Raw genomic sequence first — 18,511 nt, 5'->3', positions numbered from 1 at the left:
CATGGCATGGGACCGCAATCAAATGGCCGCCCGGGCCGCGCAGGAACTGCAGGACGGCTGGTATGTGAACCTCGGCATCGGCATCCCGACCCTGGTTTCGAACTACATTCCCGAGGGCGTCGAAGTCACGCTGCAGTCGGAAAACGGCATGCTGGGCATGGGCCCTTTCCCGATTGAAGGCGAAGAAGACGCCGACCTGATCAATGCTGGCAAGCAGACCATCACCGAGCTGCCACAGACTGCCTATTTCGATTCCGCACAATCCTTTGCGATGATCCGGGGCGGCAAGATCGCCATGGCGATCCTTGGCGCGATGGAAGTGGCCGAAAACGGCGATCTCGCCAACTGGATGATCCCCGGCAAGCTAGTCAAAGGCATGGGCGGCGCCATGGATCTGGTGGCGGGCGTTGGCCGCGTGGTGGTGGTCATGGATCACACCAACAAGCACGGCGACAGCAAGGTCCTCAAGGAATGCACCCTGCCGCTGACCGGTCAGAAAGTTGTCGATCGCATTATCACCAACCTCGGCGTGCTGGACGTGGTCGAAGGCGGGCTGAAGATCGTCGAATGCGCAGATGGCGTCTCAGAAAAGGAACTGCGCGCCTCCACGCTTGCAACAATCGTCGCGTAGGTAAAAGATCGCGGCCGGTTTTCCTGCCAACGCGATCAAGACCATGGAAGGGCTCATCTCTTGTGGGGATGGGCCCTTTTTGATTCCCGCTCCGCCCAGATCGGCGGCCCGCACGCACCCTGCACCCGACCTTAGGTAAACTTTCCAGCGGGCAAAGTGGCGAAATCCGCGGGAAAGCTGGTTTTGATGCATCATTTGCGACGGCATAAAGTCGCTGTGAACACTTGGAAGCCATAAATAACTTGCCAAGCGGCGCAGGTAGTTTATCCGAACCTCATACAAACGAGCATGGCAGGCGCATGACAGACAACATGGACCGTTCCACACCGCAGCCCACGGCGCGGTCATCCCGCGACTGGGTCAAGATTCTGGCGCAGTATCGCGAACCCAGTGAGCTGCGCAGCAGTTTTGAGCTGGGCGTCACTGCAATTCCCTTTGTGCTCCTTTGGGCTCTGGCCTGGTGGTCGCTGTCCTACAGCTATTGGCTGGCCTTTGGCATCTCCCTGCTCAATGCTGCCTTTTTGCTCCGCCTCTTCACCATTCAACACGACTGCGGACATGGTGCCTTTTTCAAGAACCGCCAACTAAGCGACTGGGTTGGCCGGATCTTAGGCGTTTTGACCCTAACACCCTATGACGTCTGGCGCCGCACCCATTCCGAGCACCACAGCGCGGCCGGCAATCTGGACAAGCGCGGCATGGGCGATGTGCACACATTGACCGTGACCGAGTACCAGGCCCTGTCGGGGCTTGGCAAACTTCACTACCGGATCTACCGCAGCCCCGTCACCCTGTTCGGCCTGGGTCCAAGCTATCTGTTTTTGCTGCAGAACCGCATTCCCCTGGGGTTGATGAACAGCCTGCGGTATTGGACCAGCGCCATGGGCACCAATCTGGCCATTATCGCCGCCCTGGGCGCGATCTGGTACTTTGGCGGGTTGCTGCCTCTGCTCTTGATCTTCCTGCCCTCGACCATTCTGGCCGCCACTGCCGGGGTCTGGCTGTTCTACGTCCAGCACCAGTTTGAAACCACCCATTGGGAACATGCCGACGACTGGCAACTGCATGATGCGGCACTCAACGGCAGCTCCTACTATGTTCTGCCCTCGGTTCTGCAGTGGTTTTCCGCCAATATCGGCATTCATCAGGTGCATCACCTCTATAGCCGCATCCCCTTTTACCGGTTGCCGCAGGTGCTCAAAGATCATTCGGAGCTGGCGATGAAGAACCGCCTGACCATCCGCGAGAGCCTGGCCTGTGCCAAACTGCATCTCTGGGACGAAAACAGCAAACGCCTGCTGTCCTTTTCGCAGGCACGTGCGCTCTACGGCTGATAGAGTCAGGAACCTGCACAAACAAAAACGGGGCCCAAGCGGCCCCGTTTTTTTGTTGGCTGCGCCCGGTTAGAAACGGTCTAGCGCCGAAAGCGACCAGGGATCGAGGCTATTTTATCTGGCGAAAGACGCAGCCATCGCTGATCAGCTGCGGCGGGGTCATACAGAGCGCCCGCGCCACCTGATAGGCCGCCAGCACCTTGGGCACATAGTCGCGGGTCTCGGCAAAGGGAGGCACCCCCTGATGCGCCCGCACCGCGCCTTCGCCCGCGTTATATCCAGCCAGGGCCAGCACAGCATCGCCTGCGAACTCTTCCAGCAGCCAATCGAGGTATTTGATGCCGCCAGAGATGTTCTGCTCAGCCTGAAGCGCATCGGTGACGCCAAAACGCGCCGCCGTATCCGGCATCAGCTGCATCAACCCAGTAGCCCCGGCACTGCTTACCGCGGCGGGTTTGCCGGCGGATTCGACCGCAATGACCGCCAGCACCAGCGCCGGAGAGACCCGGCTGCCCGCAGACGAGATCAGGATTGGAGCGGCCTGCTCCTGAATGATCTGCTGCATCAGCTGCAAGCCGGGTGCAGAAACAGGGGTCGGTGCGGTCTGGAGTGCCGTCAGCGCCTGCTCCAAGCGTCCATGCGCCGTTGTCTCGGCCGCAATTTCACTGGGCACCCGCTGCCAGAACCAATCATACCGGCCCTGCGCGCCAGAGCTGGTCCCGCCGCTGCCCTCTGCCCGCTCAGCCCCGCCTGCTGAAGAGGCGGGCGCAGGCTGTGGATCCTGGATCTGAACCGTGATTCTGGGCGGCGTTCCGGGCCTGGGGGCTGTTATACGCTTGGCTTCAAATGTCGGGAAGGCCTGCGGCCGGGCCCCCGATTGGTCAGGCTCGCGCTGTTGGGCAAAGCCGGCCCCGGCTGCTAAAGCCAAAACAAACGGTCCAACAAAAAATTTGGGCCTCACGCGAGATCTCTTGGTCATTTTGCTGCTCAACACTTGGGTCTTTTTTCCGGCAGACTCGCCGATCGGGGTGAAAAAAGCCAGCAATACAGCCTCAAATCGGGCAACTTCGCCATATTTGCAGCCTATTGCCCCGGCAAAGTCCAGATGATTGACAAAAGGTAAATTTTAAAAATCTTACTTTTCAATCACTTAAGCCACTCATTGCCAAAAAGTTAAATTTGGGCAGTGATTTCCTGAATCCGGCCCAATTCCTGCCACGCTCACCCGGCTATATGTACTCATCCAAACGACGCAGGGTCGGTGAGAGAGAGAGACAGACCCTGAACACAACGTCGCCGGATCACGTAACAAACTTTAGATATCCCTGGAGGGACAATACAATGATCAAGTTCATCAAAAACTTCCGTAAAGACGACTCTGGCGCCGTGACTGTTGACTGGGTTGTTCTGACCGCTGCTGTTGCCGCTCTGGCCGGCGCTGCATACACCGCCATCGACGGCGCCACCGACACCGTAACAACCAACACCGCTGGCTTCATCACCACACACGGTACCGCGACTGTTGGCGACGGCTCCTAAGCTTAAGGCTTAAGCCTAGGTAAGTTTCGAGGCCGCGTCTTTTACAAAAGGCGCGGCCTCTTGTCCGAAGCCGACAACATGCGAGGGTACCATGAAAAAAATCTGGTTCTTCATCGCCAGTGATGACGGGGCTGTGACAGTCGATTGGGTGGTTTTGACCGCAGCGGTCGTAACCATTATCTCCATCGTCAACACAATGATGCCTACCGCAGTGACCGCAGTCGCTGCAAATACCAAAATCTTCTTGGAAGGTCTGACATTCTTCTAGGAGATTGCCTTTCCAATATCTGCAGAAGGCAGATCATCACTTGTTTCGACAAACAGCTGCGGTCGTCCCTGGGCGGCTGCGGGCTAGCCTTGAGAGGTCTCACCATGCGTGCAGTTTTCGGATTGGTCCTGATTGTCGGGGTCGCCCTCGCCGGCGGCGCCGTGATGATGGCCAAGAACTATATTTCTGCCTATCAAAACGCCCTTGCCCAAGAGCGCGCCAATCGAACAGACTCGATCCCAACCACCGAAATCTTTGTGACAACCCAGCAACTGAAGTACGGCGAGCGCCTGACTAAGGAATTGGTGCGCAAAGTACGCTGGCCCAGCGAGTCAGTGCCCGAAGGCGCCTTTACCACGCTTGAAGCCCTTTTCCCGCCCGCCAATCCCGGTGATCTGCGGGTTGTCCTGCGGACCATGGAAAAAAATGAAGCCCTTTTAGCGGTTAAGCTGACCAATCCTGGCCAGGAGGCGGGGATCACCTCGCGGCTGAAGCCCGGCATGCGGGCTTTTGCCATCAAGGTTGATGTGCATTCCGGCGTCTCAGGCTTCCTGCGCCCAGGCGATAACGTGGACGTCTACTGGACGGGGAGCGTGCGCGGCGGCGGCGAGCGGGGACAACAGGAGATTACCCGACTTATAGATACCAGCATCGAATTGATCGCTGTAGACCAGAGCGCCAACGGAGATGTGAACGGTGCCCGCATTGCCCGCACCGTGACCGTAGCAGTCCGCCCGGAGCAAGTGGCCTCGCTGGCACAGGCCCAATCGACTGGGAGGCTTTCCCTGTCTTTGGTCGGCGCGGGTGATGAGAGCGTTGCATCGGTAATCGAAGTGAACCAGCGCAGCCTTCTGGGTCTGGGTGAACAGCTGGCGCCTGCGCCGGTCGAGCAAAAACGGGTCTGCACCATTCGCACCCGTCGCGGCGCCGAGGTGGTGGAAATCCCCATCCCCTGCACCAACTAAGGCGCAGCCCCCCTCCCTGCCCCCTGCGATGTAATCGGGTTGGAAGGGCCGTGTTTTCAACAGATTAACCTCCGCTGCCGGGCCGCCCCTTTGGGTGGTCCGGCGGTCTCTGTTGCCAGGGTCCCACACAGGAATGACTGTAACTCCCCCTCGGAAGCCTTTGATTCTTGCAATAATTTGCAAATTGCAGCACAGTTGCTCCAAACAACGGGCAAAAAGACCCGAAATTGAGGCGTGATCGGAAAGGCAGGTCACATGAAAATTCGTGGATTTTTTGCGGCAGCTCTCGCAGGGCTATCGCTTCTCTGTATGGCTGTTCCAGATGTGTCTCTGGCAAATGGGCTGCGAGTGGTGAAACGTGGCACCTCTGTCACCCTGGACGTGCCAATGAACCGCGCGGTGGTGGTCGAAAGCGATGATCCCTTTGCCGAGCTGAGCATCGCCAACCCCAATATCGCCGATATCTCTTCACTGTCGGATCGTACCATCTACGTGCTGGGCAAATCCCCGGGTCTGACAACGCTGACCCTGCTGGATGCCTCTGGCAAGCTGATCACCAACGTCAATGTCCGGGTGGCTGCGGATGTTTCCGAGTTCAAAGAGCGGCTGCGCCAAATCCTGCCCGGAGAGAAAATCGAAGTCCGCACCGCCAATGATGGCATTGTACTGTCCGGGACGGTCTCCAGTGCGTCCAGGCTGCAGCGCGCTCTGGATCTAGCGGAACGCTATGCCCCGGAACGGGTCAGCAACCTGATGTCAGTGGGCGGTGTACAGCAGGTCATGCTCAAGGTCCGCTTTGCCGAGATGCAACGTACGGTTTCCAAGGCATTGCGATCCTCGGTTTCCTTCGGCAACGCAAGCGGCAGCAATGCCGCCACTGGGTCAACCGGCAGCCTCAACAGCGGAACCGGACTGACCGGCCGGCAAGGGGCAATTGCTTTCAACTTTGGCGTCGACTCATTGCAGGTGAACCTTCTTCTTGAAGCGCTCGAACAAAAGGGTGTGGTCCGCACACTGGCGGAACCCAATCTCTCGGCCCTGTCCGGGCAAGAGGCCAAATTCCTGGCCGGTGGTGAATTTCCGATCCCCGTCCCAGATGGCGACGGCGCCATCGCCCTCGAATTCAAACCCTTTGGCGTTGAGATGAATTTCATCCCCCGCGTTGTGGATGGTGACCTAATCAATCTGGAACTCAGAACCGCAGTTTCCGCTATCGACTCGGCAAACTCCATCACCACCAACAGCATCACGGTTCCCGCATTCTCACGCCGCGAGGCCTCAACCACGGTTGAATTGCGCGACGGTGAAAGCTTTGCCATCGCCGGTCTGGTTGAGGATGAGTTCCGCGACAGTAACGGCCAGGTGCCCTGGCTCGGCGATGTCCCGATCATTGGCGCACTGTTTCGCAGCGCCGAATACCAGCGCGAGCAATCGGAGCTGGTGATCATCGTAAGCGCCCATCTGGTCAGCCCGACCCGCGGCGAAGCCCTGAGCCTGCCGACGGATCGCATCACCCCGCCCAGCGAGGCCGAGCTGTTCCTGTTCGGGCGCACCTTCCACACCAAGGAAGGACCTGCCGGCGAAGTAGCCAATCAGGACTTCAATGGCTCCTACGGCTACGTTTTGGACTAGAGCAAAGGAAACCGGGTAGATGATCAAACATGTAGCGGTCCTGGGACTGGTTCTGAGTGCCTCGGCCTGTTCCCATCGACAGGCGGGTACACCGATTGAAGGCGGTCTTCTGGGGTCAGCAGCCCTGAACAATGCCGCCGTGATGAGCGGAGAGCGCGATTTTGCCATCCAGCTGGCGCAGCGCTTTGCCAAGGAAGTGCCATCAACAATCAACTTCCCCTTTGACGATGCCCGTCTGGATGGGGAGGCCCGCCAGGTCCTGGATCGCCAGGCCCATTGGATCAAGCAATTCCCCGAGGTGCGCTTTCGCGTCTATGGCCACACCGATTCGGTGGGCAGCGCTGCCTACAACAAGCGATTGGGCCAGCGACGCGCGCGTGCCGCCGTGAGCTACCTGGTCAGCAAGGGCATTGACCGGCGCCGCCTAGAAGCCATGGTGTCCTTTGGTGAAAGTCAGCCGCTGGTTCTTACCGAGGGACGGGAACGCCGCAATCGCCGCACCGTTACCGAGGTCAGCGGCTTTATGAAACGCCATCCTTCCCTATTGGATGGGAAATACGCCCAGATCGTCTATCGCGACTATGTTGCCAGTGCAAAATCTGAAACCGGCTTGACCCTGTCTGAGTCCGTAACACTGGCCGAGGAATAGGCCTCCAGGTCGCTTTCGTTTAAGACCTCTTAACATTTCCCCATCTTTGGGGCTTTTTGGCCCCAATCTTGCCCAGATCTTCATCGACATTGATCCTCAGAGGTCGTCAGGCAACCCCGTTTGTCTGACCTCCTTGAAACCAAGAGGATGATGTCGATGAGCGGTGAAATGCCACAACCTGAAACAGCTGCTATTGTTGCCTGCACCATCAGTCGCGACGTGCAGAATTTCGACCTCTTGATCGAAGACATGGAAACCTCGCTTGGCGAAGCCTGGGGCGATCTGGGTTTTGGTGAAACCCTAGCCTTTTTTGCCCAGCCAGAGGCTGAAACACTGGAATTTGTTGCCCTGGCCATGGATGCCGAGGACGAGGCCAATCTGGCCCAGATGGGGGAGATCATCACCCAGGCCAAGGCCCGCGAGATCAAGGTAATTCTGATCGCAGAAGAGGTAAGCCCCGCCGCATTGCACACGCTGCTGCGCCAGGGGGCTGACGAATTTATCCCCTACCCGCTGCCCGAAGGGGAGTTGCAGGCCGCCATTGACCGGCTCAACACGCCCGAACCCGAACCCGTGGCAGCCAGTAACCCACATACGCTGCAGGCGGACTCCCGTCGCGAAGGTGCGGTGATTGTCTGTCATGGATTGGCCGGAGGCACCGGATCAACCACCCTGGCCGTGAACCTCGCCTGGGAGCTGGCTCAAATGAGCGCCGCCAAGACGCCTTCGGTCTGTCTGCTTGATTTTGACATGCAACAGGGATCGGTTTCGACCTATCTGGACCTACCCCGCCGCGAGGTGGTGATGGAGATGTTGAGCGAAACCGAAGAGATGGACGCCGACATCTTTGGCCAGGCGTTGCTTCCTTTTGAAGAAAAACTTCAGGTTCTGACCGCCCCCAGTGACATGATTCCTCTCGAGTTCATCTCGGTTGAGGACGTTGAACGGGTGGTGGAAATGGCCCGCAGCCATTTTGATTTTGTCATCATCGACATGCCGCACACCCTGGTTCAGTGGTCTGAAACCATTTTGCAGATGGCGCATGTCTATTTTGCCCTGATCGAACTGGACATGCGGTCGGCCCAAAATGCTCTGCGCCTGAAACGCGCGCTGCAATCCGAAGGCCTGCCCTTTGACAAGCTGCGTTTTGCTCTGAACCGGGCGCCAAAATTCACCGATCTCGGCGGCAAAGCCCGGGTCAAACGGATGGCAGAAAGCCTCGGGATCTCGATTGATCTGCAATTGCCTGATGGTGGCAAACCGATCACCCAAAGCTGTGATCATGGGCTGCCTCTGGCCACATCAAACGCCAAAAACCCCCTGCGTAAGGAAATCGCCAAACTGGCGCGTTCTTTGCACGACTTGGGGGTCAGCGAGGCCGAGGCAGCCGCCTAGCCCGTCGCGTCCCATTTCACTGAGTAACCGGGGGGTCTCTCATGTTTTCCAAGTACAAGAAATCATCGTCCAAACAGAAAGCTGAGGCCCCGGTTGTGGATGCTGCAATTGCAGCGGCGCCCAGCCCCAAGCAAACAACCAGCCTGCGCCGCCCCGTTGCGCGCCTGGCGGCAGAGGCCTCGGCTGGTGACAAAGAACGCAAGCGCCAGGAGCGCCTGAGCGAGATCAAGGTGCAACTGCACCGCGATCTGTTGGAAAACCTCAACCTCGCCGCGCTCGAGACCGCCCCCGAAGCCGAGCTGCGCGGCGAGATTTCAGCCATTGCTGCAGAGATCCTCGAAGAAAAGGGTATCGTGCTCAACCGCGAAGACCGCATGACGCTCAACAAAGAGCTTTATGATGAGGTCACGGGCCTAGGCCCGCTCGAGACGCTTTTGCAGGATGAAACCGTCAGCGATATTCTGGTCAACGGCCCCCACCAGATCTTTATCGAACGCAGCGGTAAACTGCAGCTGAGCAACATCGCCTTCAAAGATGAAAAGCACCTGATGCGGATCATCGACAAGATCGTCTCGGCCGTGGGACGTCGTGTTGATGAAAGCAACCCCTATGTGGATGCCCGTCTGGCAGATGGTTCACGTTTCAACGCCATGGTGCCGCCAGTCGCTGTGGATGGCTCGCTGGTGTCGATCCGGAAATTCAAAAAAGACAAACTGGGCATCGACGATCTGGTCGAATTCGGCGCCTTTACCGAAGAAATGGCCGCCTATCTTCAGGCCGCCGTTTCCACCCGCCTGAACGTGATTGTCTCGGGCGGGACCGGTTCCGGGAAAACCACCACTCTCAACGCATTGTCCAGCTTTATCGACAATTCCGAACGCATCCTGACAATCGAGGACACGGCGGAACTCCAGCTGCAACAGACCCATGTAGGGCGGATGGAAAGCCGCCCGCCCAATGTCGAGGGCAAAGGCGAGGTCTCCCCCCGCGACTGTCTGAAAAACGCCCTGCGGATGCGGCCTGACCGGATCATCGTGGGGGAGACCCGCGGCGAAGAAGTCATCGACATGTTGCAGGCGATGAACACCGGCCACGATGGCTCGATGACCACCATCCACGCCAACTCGGCGCGCGATGGTATCAGCCGTCTGGAAAACATGATCGCCATGGCCGGCATGGAAATGCCAATCAAAGCCGTGCGCAGCCAGATCTCTTCGGCGGTGAATGTGATCGTGCAGGCCTCGCGCCTGCAGGACGGCTCGCGCCGGATGACCTCGATCACCGAAATCACCGGCATGGAGGGCGATGTGATCTCGATGCAGGAGCTGTTCCGCTTCCAGCGTGTCGGCCTAACGCCGGACAATAAGATCATCGGTCATTTCACCGCCACTGGCGTGCGCAGCCACTATTCCGAGCGCTTCCGCCTGTGGGGCTATGACCTGCCTGCCTCAATTTATGAACCCAGCCAAGTGGAGGTCTGAAGATGCAACTGAGTGCAGAACCGGTCATCTATATTCTGATCTTTGTCGGCGTGGTGGTCTTGGTCGAAGGCCTATATCTGGTGGCCTTTGGCAAATCCATTCGATTGAACAACCAGGTCAATCGCCGTCTGGAGATGATGCAAAAGGGGAATACCCGCGAGCAGGTGCTGGAGCAGCTGCGCAAGGAGATGGGGCAGCATGGCAAGTCTAAGACCATCCCGCTCTATTCCATTCTGGCTGAAAAGGCCCAAAAGGCAGCCATCGCCTTTAGCCCCAAACAATTGATGATGATCATGGCCGGGGTTGCCACCCTGGCCTTCTTTGGCTTGAGCGTCGGCACCAATACACCTCTGCCCGCGCGGGTGCTTGCCGCGATTGTGATGGGTGTCGGGGGCGTGTTTTTCTGGGTCAACAAAAAGGCCGCCAAACGCATGGCCCTGATCGAAGAACAATTGCCAGATGCGGTTGAGCTTATGGTGCGCAGCCTGCGCGTCGGCCATCCCTTTAACTCAACTGTGCAGATTGTTGCCCATGAGATCGAAGATCCACTGGCCACCGAATTTGGCATTATTGCTGATGAAAGCGCCTATGGTCGGGATGTTGGCGAAGCTCTGAAAGAGATGGCCGAACGGCTCGATCTGCAGGACCTCCGCTTTCTGTCGGTTGCCGTCACCATCCAGCAGCAATCCGGTGGTAACCTGGCCGAGGTTCTGGCGGGCCTGGCCAAGGTCATCCGCGCGCGGTTCCGCCTGTTCCGTCGTGTGAAGGCAATCACCGCCGAAGCGCAGTGGTCGGGTAAATTCCTATCAGCCTTCCCGCTGCTGGCCCTGATCGGCACCCTGCTCAAGGATCCTACCTATTACGACGATGTGTTGGATCACCCCTTCTTTATCCCAGCCTGTTTCTTTGTCGGCATCATGTTGACGGTGAACCTGTTTGTGATGCGCTACCTGACCAACATTAAGGTTTGAGGATAAGAACATGAGCATCTTTGCCAATATCGAAACCTTTCTGACAGACCTGTTTGGCCCCTTTGGCCCCTTGCTGGTGCTGGGCTTTATGGGCCTTCTCATGGTGGTCATTGCCGTCGGTCTATTGCTGAACCAGCCAGAAGATCCGCTGAAAAAGCTACAGCGCGACATCTCGACGGAGTCCCGGGCCAAGCCACAAAAGGAGCGTCTGCGCCAGAACAACCGCAACGAGCAGTTGCAGAAATTTGCCAGCTTTCTTGAACCCCAGGACGCCGAAGAGCTTTCGGCTATGGAGCTCAAGCTGCGCCAGGCCGGATATCATTCCAAGGATGCGGTGCGGTTTTTTCACTTTGCTCAGATGGCCCTGGGCCTTGTCGGACTCGCGCTGGGGTTGTTCTACGTCTATGTGATGAACGCGGGCTATGAATTCGACACTCAGGCTCTGGTGATCCGCATTATCGGCCCCGGTGGCGTCGGTTATTTTCTGCCCAAATATTGGGTGACCCGCCGGATAGCGGAACGCAAAGAAGAAATCGAGTCAGGTTTTCCGGACTCGCTGGATATGATGCTGGTCTGTGTCGAGGCCGGTCAGTCGCTGGATCAGGCGATTGTGCGCGTCGCCGCAGAGCTTCATACCTCTTTCCCGCAGCTCGCCTATGAATTCGACATTGTTGCGAAGGAAATGAAAGCCGGCAAGGATAAGGAAAAGGTGCTCCGTGATATGGGCACACGTTGCGGCGTCCAGGATATCACCTCCTTTACCACCGTGATGATCCAATCGGCCGCCTTTGGTACCTCAATTGCTGAAGCCCTGCGTGTCTACGCCGCTGAAATGCGGGACAAACGCGTGATGCGGGCCGAAGAGGCCGCAAATAAGTTGCCAGTCAAGATGACCCTTGCCACAATGATGCTGACGGTTCCGCCGCTGCTGATCATTCTGGTCGGCCCTTCGATTAAGAACATCACAAACATGGGCAATATGGGCACGCACTAATGACTATTCTCGAACGGGCCGCGCCCGTTCGCCGATTTGGACCCCGAACCGCCGCCGTTGCTTTTGCATTGGTGGCGGTTGGCTGTTCTCCGGCGGGCCAATTGCACACCTCCCCCGGCAGCTGGGCGGCACCTGGCGTCGATCTGCGCCAGAAGGGCGAAGACCCGCTCATCGTAGGTCACCGATTGATGGCCGCGCAGGAATATGAGCTGGCAATGGATGCCTTTACCCGCGCCACACTGGAGCATGGGCTGACCCCGGAAATTCTCTCCAGCCTGGGCTCCGCCAATCTGGGTCTTGGCCGGTTAGGCCAGGCAGAGGAGCTATTGCGACGCGCGGTCAAACAGGCCCCGGACTGGGCCGAACCCCATAACAACCTGGGCATTGTGCTGATGGAACGGGGCAAAACCGCCGAGGCCGTACAGATCCTCAAACGGGCTTTTGCGCTCAACAATGGCGAAAGTGACGCAATCCGGGATAATTTGCGCCTGGCTCTCGAAAAATTTGAAAATACCCCCCATAGTGACGGGCAAAGCACAGAAAACGACACATACAAGTTGGTGCAACAAGGCGGGGGCAGCTACCTGATTCGCAAATCCCCCGACCTCTAGAGACTGAGCAGTAAAAGGACGCAAAAATGCGCCATGGATTTCTAGTATCTGCCTGTCTGGCGGGCGCTTTGGCGCTGTCAGCCTGTGGCAAACAGGACGGCGAAGAAACGGTTGAACGTGCCTTTCAGGACGTGAATGTCATCGACGAGAGCAATCTCAATGATGTCATGCTGACCGTTGCAGACCCCAATCAAGCGGTAAACTATTTCCGCGATGCAGCAAAAGCAGAGCCTGAGCGGATCGAGATGCAGCGCGGTCTGGCGGTTTCCCTGATCCGTGCCAAGCGACATACCGAAGCCGTCGCCGCTTGGAAAAAGCTTGCTGAAATGCCGGGTGTCACCAGCGAAGATCAGCTCGGGTTGGCGGATGCGCTAATCCGTACCGGCGATTGGGAGCAGGCCAAGGGGGCCCTGAACGCCATCCCCCCCACCCATGAGACCTATCAACGCTACCGTCTCGAAGCCATGGTGGCGGATGCCAGTCAGGATTGGAAACGCGCTGACAGTTTTTATGAAATTGCGGTTGGGCTAACCACCAGACCGGCAAAGATCATGAACAACTGGGGCTATTCTAAACTAACCCGTGGCGATTACGCCGAGGCCGAACGTCTGTTTGGCGAAGCGATCCTGCAAGACCAGGGGCTGTTCACCGCCAAGAACAATCTGGTTCTGGCCCGGGGAGCCCAGCGGAACTATGACCTGCCTGTCATCTCCATGACCCAGACCGAACAGGCCAAGCTGCTGCACACGCTCGCGCTGACGGCGGTAAAACAGGGTGACGTTCAAACCGGCGAAGCCCTGCTACGTCAGGCCGTTGCCACTCATCCGCAGCATTTCGACGCCGCGGCCAAGGCGCTCAGCGCTCTGGAGAACGGCTGATCATGGCGGCGCTGGCCGGCTCGGCCGAGGTCGCCCGCTGGTTCCTGCCCTTTGTGCTGCCGCTGTGCTTAGCGGCGGCCTATACCGATCTGTCCAGCATGCGCATTCCCAATTGGATCAATGACTGCCTTGGCGCAACCTATGTGATCCTCGGGCTCTTTATCATGCCAAGCTGGGCCGAGTATGGCTGGCAACTCTTGCACCTTCCAATCGGCATCGGCATCGGATTTTTGTTCTATTCCGCCGGGGTCATGGGCGCGGGCGACGCCAAATTCATCGGCGCGGCCGCCCCTTTGGTGATGCTGGCCGACCTACCTGCCCTGATCATGATCTATACCGCCAACCTATTGGCGGCCTTTGCCACCCATAGGCTGGCCAAATTCACCCCGCTCAGCCGTCTGGCGCCAGGCTGGAAAAGCTGGAGCGTGGGCAAGAAATTCCCCATGGGCTTCAGCCTTGGCGGCACCCTGGCAATCTATCTGATCCTGGTGGCCAGCTTCGGTAGCTAGCCCTCAGGATCAGCCGCAGTATGGCACCTGCCCGAGGTGTTGAGGCCCGGGCCCAGGCCAAGGGCTAAGCGTCCACTTTCAGAACAATCTTCCCTGTGTAGCCCTTTTTATCAAAAGCTCTTTGGGCGGCATTGATGTCATCCAAGGCAAACACCTCGGCCACCAGCGGTTTGATTTCGGATCGCTCAATCCGCGCAATGAGGTTGCCAAAGACCTGGGGCCCCAGAACGGTACAGCCAAAAAAGCTGAGATCCTTGAGGTATAGGGTGCGGACATCCAACTCGACCAATGGCCCTGCGATGGCACCGGCAACGGCATAGCGGCCACCGGGACGCAAAACATCCAGCAGGATAGGCCAAGCGCGTCCGGCAACCAGATCCACCACCACATCGACACTGCTCTTGCCCAGTTCGGCAACAAGATCAGCCTCGCGCGGCAGGACATTTTCGGCCCCAAGATCCTGCAAGGTGGTCATTTTTGCAGGGCTAGTCACCGCAATTACGTGGGCGCCTCTTGCGCGGGCCAACTGGATTGCTGCGGACCCCACCCCGCCAGAGGCGCCGGTGATCAGGACAGTTTCTCCGGGCTGCAGATTGGCCCGCGTCAGCATATTTTCCGCCGTTGAATAAGAACAGGGAAAGGAGGCCAGCTCCACATCCGTCAAATCGCTTTTGATCGCATGGGCATGGCGGCTGTCGACCCGGGTGTACTGTGCAAACCCACCATCGCATTCAGAACCAATGTACCAGGGTGGGCTTTGCTCAACACCATCGGCAAATCGCAGACAGGGCTCGACCAGAACCCGCTCACCAATGCGGTTTGGCGCCACATCAGCGCCAACAGCTACGATTTCCCCACAGACATCTGCCCCCTGCACACGCGGAAACTCCAAAGGTGTCCCGGTCCAAGAGGCATCCGCGCCCTCGGCGTCACCCTTGGAGTACCAGCCCGTGCGGGTATTGATGTCTGTGTTGTTCACCCCCGCAGCCTTTACCCGAATGATCACGTCCTGTGGCCCGGGCGCAGGAATAGGCAGATCACTGCGCTTCTCAAGCACCTCCGGGCCACCGTGGCCAGTCAAAACCACGCCGTTCATCAAGTTGGGTAGGGTCATGCCTGCCTCCGGTAGAATGTTTACTCTACTTGATCAGGTAAAATGTTTACTCTACTTCGTCAAGCATGAACAAAATGATGACCAAGATCGCAGGCGGCTTGGAGCGCGCCTTTGCAGCACGGGGCTTTACCGAGCCCAGCGTTGAAGAGCTGCGTGATGCGGCAGGCGTGAGCTTGCGTACCCTGTATAAATACGCGCCCTCGCGCGATGCTATGGTTCGCCTGGCGCTGGAACACCGGCACCAAAGGTATCTGTCGCATATTTTTACGACCCCCACCGGATCAGTGCCGCAGAGCCTGGAAGATACCCTTGATCGGGTCGCTGACTGGATGAGAACCGAAGCCAGTCACGGGTGCCTGTTTCATGCGGCTGTCGTTTCGGCCCCAACGGACAGGTCCCTGCGCAGCCTGCTGGAGCGACACAAGGCAGAAATTTCGCAACTGGCAGCGAGTCAGGCAGGAAATGATGTAACCGCCAGTGATGCCCTAGTGATCCTGGAGGGGCTGACCCAGGCCTGGCCTTTGGCCAAGGAGGCCGCCTTGATCAGTGCAAAACGGCTGGCTGCCCTCGCCAAAAGGGCTGCTGTTGCGCATTGAGACAGGCGCTTCCTGCGGCATGCCAGACAATTGGGATTAAATTCCAACCCTTCGACCGTCAAATTGCTCGCTCTGTGCCTCAGTCTTGCCGCAGTGGTGAATAGACTGTTGCGCAAGCCCCCCTGGCCTTTTGTCAGGTCCGGCATTGTTGCGATCACATGAGCAGGCCATCAGATGAACATGCAAAACAGCCCCGTCACTGCCCCGCCCACCCCAAAGGGGCTGGCGCAGATGCAGCTTCCGATCGTGATGATGCGGGATATCTTGCTCAAAACGATCTTTCGCAAGAACGTCAACATCGTCAGCGATGTAGCCGAGGCGATCTGCCTGCCGATCCCGGTCACCCAAGAGCTGGTCGACATGGCTCGCGAACAGAAACTGCTGGAGGCCACCGGCACGCTAAACGCCAATAGCGGCAACGAGATGGGCTACCAGCTCACAGATGCAGGCAAGGCCCGCGCCCAGGATGCGCTGGCCCAATCCGAATACTTTGGCCCGATGCCAGTGCCGCTGGATGTCTACCGTGAACAGATCAAACGCCAGTCGATCCGCAATATCATGGTGACCCGCAACCAGCTGGTCAACGCGATGGGGCATCTGGTTCTGCCCGACAGCCTGCTGGATCATCTAGGCCCTGCGGTCAGCGCCGGCCGGTCGATCCTGATGTATGGCCCGCCCGGCAACGGTAAATCCTCGATTTCCAACGGGATCCGCGACGCCCTGGGCGATCATGTCTATGTGCCCCGCGCCATCGAATATGCCGGTCAGGTGATCACGGTCTATGACCCCATCGTGCATACCCTGATCGAAGAGGCCCCCGAAGATCCAACTGCCATTCGCCGCCCCAAACGCTTTGACAGCCGCTATGTCAAATGTGAACGCCCCACGGTGATCACTGGCGGCGAACTCTCGCTGGATATGCTGGATCTGGTCTACAACCCCACGGCGCGCACCTATCAAGCACCGCTGCAATTGAAATCCACCGGTGGCATTTTCATCGTCGACGATCTGGGACGTCAGGCCGAGTCGCCTCAGTCTCTGGTCAACCGCTGGATTGTGCCCCTTGAAGAGAACAAGGATATCCTGGCGTTGCAATCGGGTGAGAAGTTCGAGGTGCCCTTTGACACCCTGGTGATCTTCTCCACCAACTTTCACCCCAATGAGATCTTTGACCAAGCGGCGCTGCGGCGGATCTTTTTCAAGATCAAGATCGACGGGCCGAACCAGGAAAACTTCCTTAAAATCTTTGCCATGGTTGCCCGCAAACGCGGCATGCCGCTGGACGAGTCGGCGCTGGTGCATCTGCTCAAGGTGAAATACCCAACCATCGACAACACCTATGCCAATTATCAGCCGATCTTCCTGATTGATCAGATGATAGCCATCTGCGAGTTCGAAGGCATCCCCTATCAGATGTCCCCAAAGCTGATCGACCGCGCCTGGGCCAATATGTTTGTGAAAGACGAGCATATCGTAAAATAGCAGCCTGGGTGCACTGGATGGGGCTGTACAAAGGGGGGGGCAAGCCACGCCCTTGTGCTGCCCCCCAGCGCAGATGTGGCGCAGCGTCACGGGGCGCTCTCGCGCCTTCATGCATTAGGCTCTGTCTCAAATAGCGCAGATAAGGACCCGCCATTTGGAACAGCGTATTCGCGACAGTTTTGCCCGCCAAAGCATGATGGAAACCCTTGGGGCCAGGATCAGCAGCATCACCCCAGGCGAGGTGATCATCACGGCACCTATTCTGGACACAAGCCGCCAGCAACAGGGCTTTGCGCATGCGGCTCTGACCTTTGCCATTGGCGACAGCGCTGCAGGCTATTCAGCACTGACCCTGCTGCCTGCAGATCAGGAGGTGATGACGGCGGAGATCAAGGTGAACCTTCTGGCACCAGGCGCCGGGGACTATTTGCGCGCGACAGGTCGCGTGATCAAGCCCGGCCGCCGCCTGGTGGTGGTCAGCGCCGAAGTCCACGCCGTCACCGGAGAGGGCGAAAAACTGATCGCAGTCCTGCAGGGCACCATGATCCCGGTTTCGCTTTAAAAAAACCGTCCCCTACAAAATGCCTGCAGCCTGCGCCGCGGCCTTGTAACTGCGGCTGACAGGAACAGGCTCACCATTAGACATCTTGAGGATATCCCGCCCCTTTTGCCGGATATGCTCCCGCACCTGAGCCCGGCTGACCCAATGCGAGCGATGCACCCGCAGGCCGACCCCGGCCAGTTCATCGGCTGCGTCACCCAGACGCATCAACAGGGTCTCACTGCCCTGATCCGTAACCACCAACAAATAATGGTCCTGCGCCTCCAGCCGGACCAGCGCGCCGCGCTTATCCAGGGGCAAACGGCGCTGAAACAGAACCTCGGGGCTGGGCAAGGTTTCCGCTGTCGGCTCAGGAGACAGATCCTTGCTGTCTGGCGCGCCCTCCCTGGAACTGTCGACAGCGAGATGACGACGCCCTAGGAAAACAGCAGCTTCGATCATCACGACAACGCTGAGCGTCACCAGAGCCAAAAATCCAAAATCCGCCCAGCCGCCCCATTGGGGAAAAATCATCAGGTTCATGCCATGAGCAAGGACGGCCAAGGCCAGCCCGTAGGGCAGCTGACTGGCAAAGCGCAGGATCTGTGGCGCGCCCCGCAGCAAATGCAACTGCAGTCTGGTCAGCCCGATCGACACGCCCACAATGACCGCCCAATAGACAATCCGACCGCCCAAACCCAGCCCCTCAAAAGTGCCAAAAGGGCCGGTGGCCGCTGCAAAAACCGTCAGCAATGCCCAAAGCAAAACCAGCGAGACCGCCATTGGTTTTTCACGCTTCGTGAATGACATCACATCCCTAATCCCTGCATTTTACGAAGCCAAAGCGCCTCTGGCGTAAATCACTTTGCTGATATTGCACCGAATTTGCCATGGCTAGAGGACAGATATCAACCACGGACC

At 58.1% G+C, this 18,511-nt stretch carries 20 protein-coding genes; 17 read left to right on the top strand and 3 right to left on the bottom strand.

Annotated features, from left to right (window positions below):
- Position 1: 1 nt before the first annotated feature.
- Positions 2–631: a 3-oxoacid CoA-transferase subunit B gene (locus AN476_RS07230; protein WP_054460315.1), complete on the top strand. Its 630-nt coding sequence runs from the start codon at positions 2–4 to the stop codon at positions 629–631.
- Positions 632–942: 311 nt separating this feature from the next.
- Positions 943–1,965, top strand: coding sequence for a fatty acid desaturase (locus AN476_RS07225; protein WP_253279850.1), 1,023 nt, complete (start codon positions 943–945; stop codon positions 1,963–1,965).
- Positions 1,966–2,074: 109 nt separating this feature from the next.
- Here AN476_RS07225 and AN476_RS07220 read toward each other — a convergent pair whose 3' ends face one another.
- Positions 2,075–2,944 carry a lytic transglycosylase domain-containing protein gene (locus tag AN476_RS07220; RefSeq protein WP_054460396.1) on the bottom strand — a complete coding sequence of 290 codons (870 nt, stop codon included), beginning with the start codon at positions 2,942–2,944 and terminating at the stop codon, positions 2,075–2,077.
- A 362-nt stretch (positions 2,945–3,306) separates the two neighbouring features.
- On the opposite strand from AN476_RS07220, the gene AN476_RS07215 reads away from it, so the two are divergent.
- From AN476_RS07215 to AN476_RS07165, 12 genes are all read left to right on the top strand, one after another.
- Positions 3,307–3,504 (top strand): hypothetical protein, encoded by a 198-nt coding sequence (locus AN476_RS07215; RefSeq protein ID WP_054460313.1) that lies wholly within the window; start codon positions 3,307–3,309, stop codon positions 3,502–3,504.
- A gap of 91 nt (positions 3,505–3,595) precedes the next feature.
- Positions 3,596–3,772, top strand: a complete 177-nt coding sequence (locus AN476_RS23065) for a hypothetical protein (RefSeq protein ID WP_172684803.1) — start codon at positions 3,596–3,598, stop codon at positions 3,770–3,772.
- A 104-nt stretch (positions 3,773–3,876) separates the two neighbouring features.
- Positions 3,877–4,737 carry a Flp pilus assembly protein CpaB gene (cpaB, locus tag AN476_RS07210; RefSeq protein ID WP_054460312.1) on the top strand — a complete coding sequence of 287 codons (861 nt, stop codon included), beginning with the start codon at positions 3,877–3,879 and terminating at the stop codon, positions 4,735–4,737.
- Positions 4,738–4,992: 255 nt separating this feature from the next.
- Positions 4,993–6,369: a type II and III secretion system protein family protein gene (locus tag AN476_RS07205; RefSeq protein ID WP_054460311.1), complete on the top strand. Its 1,377-nt coding sequence runs from the start codon at positions 4,993–4,995 to the stop codon at positions 6,367–6,369.
- 19 nt (positions 6,370–6,388) lie between these two features.
- A complete protein-coding gene (locus AN476_RS07200) occupies positions 6,389–7,018 on the top strand; it encodes an OmpA family protein (protein ID WP_054460310.1) in 630 nt (209 codons plus the stop codon).
- A 156-nt stretch (positions 7,019–7,174) separates the two neighbouring features.
- The gene (locus AN476_RS07195) at positions 7,175–8,413 is read left to right on the top strand and encodes an AAA family ATPase (protein WP_054460395.1); all 1,239 of its coding nucleotides are present in this window, start codon (positions 7,175–7,177) and stop codon (positions 8,411–8,413) included.
- Between the two features lie 41 nt (positions 8,414–8,454).
- Positions 8,455–9,894: a CpaF family protein gene (locus tag AN476_RS07190; protein WP_054460309.1), complete on the top strand. Its 1,440-nt coding sequence runs from the start codon at positions 8,455–8,457 to the stop codon at positions 9,892–9,894.
- 2 nt (positions 9,895–9,896) lie between these two features.
- Positions 9,897–10,865, top strand: a complete 969-nt coding sequence (locus AN476_RS07185; protein ID WP_054460308.1) for a type II secretion system F family protein — start codon at positions 9,897–9,899, stop codon at positions 10,863–10,865.
- A gap of 10 nt (positions 10,866–10,875) precedes the next feature.
- Positions 10,876–11,859 carry a type II secretion system F family protein gene (locus tag AN476_RS07180; RefSeq protein WP_054460307.1) on the top strand — a complete coding sequence of 328 codons (984 nt, stop codon included), beginning with the start codon at positions 10,876–10,878 and terminating at the stop codon, positions 11,857–11,859.
- Positions 11,859–12,470 (top strand): tetratricopeptide repeat protein, encoded by a 612-nt coding sequence (locus AN476_RS07175; RefSeq protein WP_054460306.1) that lies wholly within the window; start codon positions 11,859–11,861, stop codon positions 12,468–12,470. The genes AN476_RS07180 and AN476_RS07175 overlap by 1 nt, the downstream gene beginning before the upstream one ends.
- 26 nt (positions 12,471–12,496) lie before the next feature.
- Entirely contained in the window at positions 12,497–13,348 is an 852-nt protein-coding gene (locus AN476_RS07170; RefSeq protein ID WP_054460305.1) for a lipopolysaccharide assembly protein LapB, read from the top strand.
- Positions 13,349–13,350: 2 nt separating this feature from the next.
- Positions 13,351–13,857, top strand: coding sequence for a prepilin peptidase (locus AN476_RS07165; RefSeq protein WP_054460304.1), 507 nt, complete (start codon positions 13,351–13,353; stop codon positions 13,855–13,857).
- Between the two features lie 64 nt (positions 13,858–13,921).
- Here the strand turns inward: AN476_RS07165 and AN476_RS07160 are convergent, their stop codons facing one another.
- Complete coding sequence (locus AN476_RS07160; RefSeq protein WP_054460303.1) at positions 13,922–14,971, bottom strand: alcohol dehydrogenase family protein; 1,050 nt, start codon at positions 14,969–14,971, stop codon at positions 13,922–13,924.
- Between the two features lie 77 nt (positions 14,972–15,048).
- Here AN476_RS07160 and AN476_RS07155 point away from each other — a divergent pair, with 77 nt between their 5' ends.
- From AN476_RS07155 to AN476_RS07145, 3 genes are all read left to right on the top strand, one after another.
- On the top strand, positions 15,049–15,567 hold the full coding sequence (locus tag AN476_RS07155) for a TetR/AcrR family transcriptional regulator (protein WP_253279848.1): 519 nt from the start codon (positions 15,049–15,051) through the stop codon (positions 15,565–15,567).
- Between the two features lie 174 nt (positions 15,568–15,741).
- Positions 15,742–17,049 (top strand): ATP-binding protein, encoded by a 1,308-nt coding sequence (locus AN476_RS07150; RefSeq protein ID WP_054460301.1) that lies wholly within the window; start codon positions 15,742–15,744, stop codon positions 17,047–17,049.
- Positions 17,050–17,203: 154 nt separating this feature from the next.
- Positions 17,204–17,611, top strand: coding sequence for a PaaI family thioesterase (locus AN476_RS07145; protein WP_054460300.1), 408 nt, complete (start codon positions 17,204–17,206; stop codon positions 17,609–17,611).
- A 12-nt stretch (positions 17,612–17,623) separates the two neighbouring features.
- Here the strand turns inward: AN476_RS07145 and AN476_RS07140 are convergent, their stop codons facing one another.
- Positions 17,624–18,400: a LytTR family DNA-binding domain-containing protein gene (locus tag AN476_RS07140; RefSeq protein ID WP_253279847.1), complete on the bottom strand. Its 777-nt coding sequence runs from the start codon at positions 18,398–18,400 to the stop codon at positions 17,624–17,626.
- Positions 18,401–18,511: the final 111 nt, after the last annotated feature.

It is taken from the genome of Phaeobacter sp. 11ANDIMAR09, assembly GCF_001294455.1.
Taxonomy (GTDB): Bacteria; Pseudomonadota; Alphaproteobacteria; order Rhodobacterales; family Rhodobacteraceae; genus Pseudophaeobacter.
The sequence above is the reverse complement of the archived record's forward strand: the minus strand, read 5'-3'. Positions and strand labels throughout refer to the sequence as shown.

Bases quoted from the DNA above. Each gene is read 5' to 3' on its own strand.
- AN476_RS23065 (WP_172684803.1), top strand. From the start codon at position 3,596: ATGAAAAAAATCTGGTTCTTCATCGCCAGTGATGACGGGGCTGTGACA.
- AN476_RS07150 (WP_054460301.1), top strand. From the start codon at position 15,742: ATGAACATGCAAAACAGCCCCGTCACTGCCCCGCCCACCCCAAAGGGG.
- AN476_RS07180 (WP_054460307.1), top strand. From the start codon at position 10,876: ATGAGCATCTTTGCCAATATCGAAACCTTTCTGACAGACCTGTTTGGC.
- AN476_RS07185 (WP_054460308.1), top strand. From the start codon at position 9,897: ATGCAACTGAGTGCAGAACCGGTCATCTATATTCTGATCTTTGTCGGC.
- AN476_RS07170 (WP_054460305.1), top strand. From the start codon at position 12,497: ATGCGCCATGGATTTCTAGTATCTGCCTGTCTGGCGGGCGCTTTGGCG.
- AN476_RS07205 (WP_054460311.1), top strand. From the start codon at position 4,993: ATGAAAATTCGTGGATTTTTTGCGGCAGCTCTCGCAGGGCTATCGCTT.
- AN476_RS07215 (WP_054460313.1), top strand. From the start codon at position 3,307: ATGATCAAGTTCATCAAAAACTTCCGTAAAGACGACTCTGGCGCCGTG.
- AN476_RS07195 (WP_054460395.1), top strand. From the start codon at position 7,175: ATGAGCGGTGAAATGCCACAACCTGAAACAGCTGCTATTGTTGCCTGC.
- AN476_RS07225 (WP_253279850.1), top strand. From the start codon at position 943: ATGGACCGTTCCACACCGCAGCCCACGGCGCGGTCATCCCGCGACTGG.
- cpaB (WP_054460312.1), top strand. From the start codon at position 3,877: ATGCGTGCAGTTTTCGGATTGGTCCTGATTGTCGGGGTCGCCCTCGCC.
- AN476_RS07220 (WP_054460396.1), bottom strand. From the start codon at position 2,944: ATGACCAAGAGATCTCGCGTGAGGCCCAAATTTTTTGTTGGACCGTTT.
- AN476_RS07230 (WP_054460315.1), top strand. From the start codon at position 2: ATGGCATGGGACCGCAATCAAATGGCCGCCCGGGCCGCGCAGGAACTG.
- AN476_RS07155 (WP_253279848.1), top strand. From the start codon at position 15,049: ATGACCAAGATCGCAGGCGGCTTGGAGCGCGCCTTTGCAGCACGGGGC.
- AN476_RS07190 (WP_054460309.1), top strand. From the start codon at position 8,455: ATGTTTTCCAAGTACAAGAAATCATCGTCCAAACAGAAAGCTGAGGCC.
- AN476_RS07165 (WP_054460304.1), top strand. From the start codon at position 13,351: ATGGCGGCGCTGGCCGGCTCGGCCGAGGTCGCCCGCTGGTTCCTGCCC.
- AN476_RS07200 (WP_054460310.1), top strand. From the start codon at position 6,389: ATGATCAAACATGTAGCGGTCCTGGGACTGGTTCTGAGTGCCTCGGCC.
- AN476_RS07175 (WP_054460306.1), top strand. From the start codon at position 11,859: ATGACTATTCTCGAACGGGCCGCGCCCGTTCGCCGATTTGGACCCCGA.
- AN476_RS07160 (WP_054460303.1), bottom strand. From the start codon at position 14,971: ATGACCCTACCCAACTTGATGAACGGCGTGGTTTTGACTGGCCACGGT.
- AN476_RS07140 (WP_253279847.1), bottom strand. From the start codon at position 18,400: ATGTCATTCACGAAGCGTGAAAAACCAATGGCGGTCTCGCTGGTTTTG.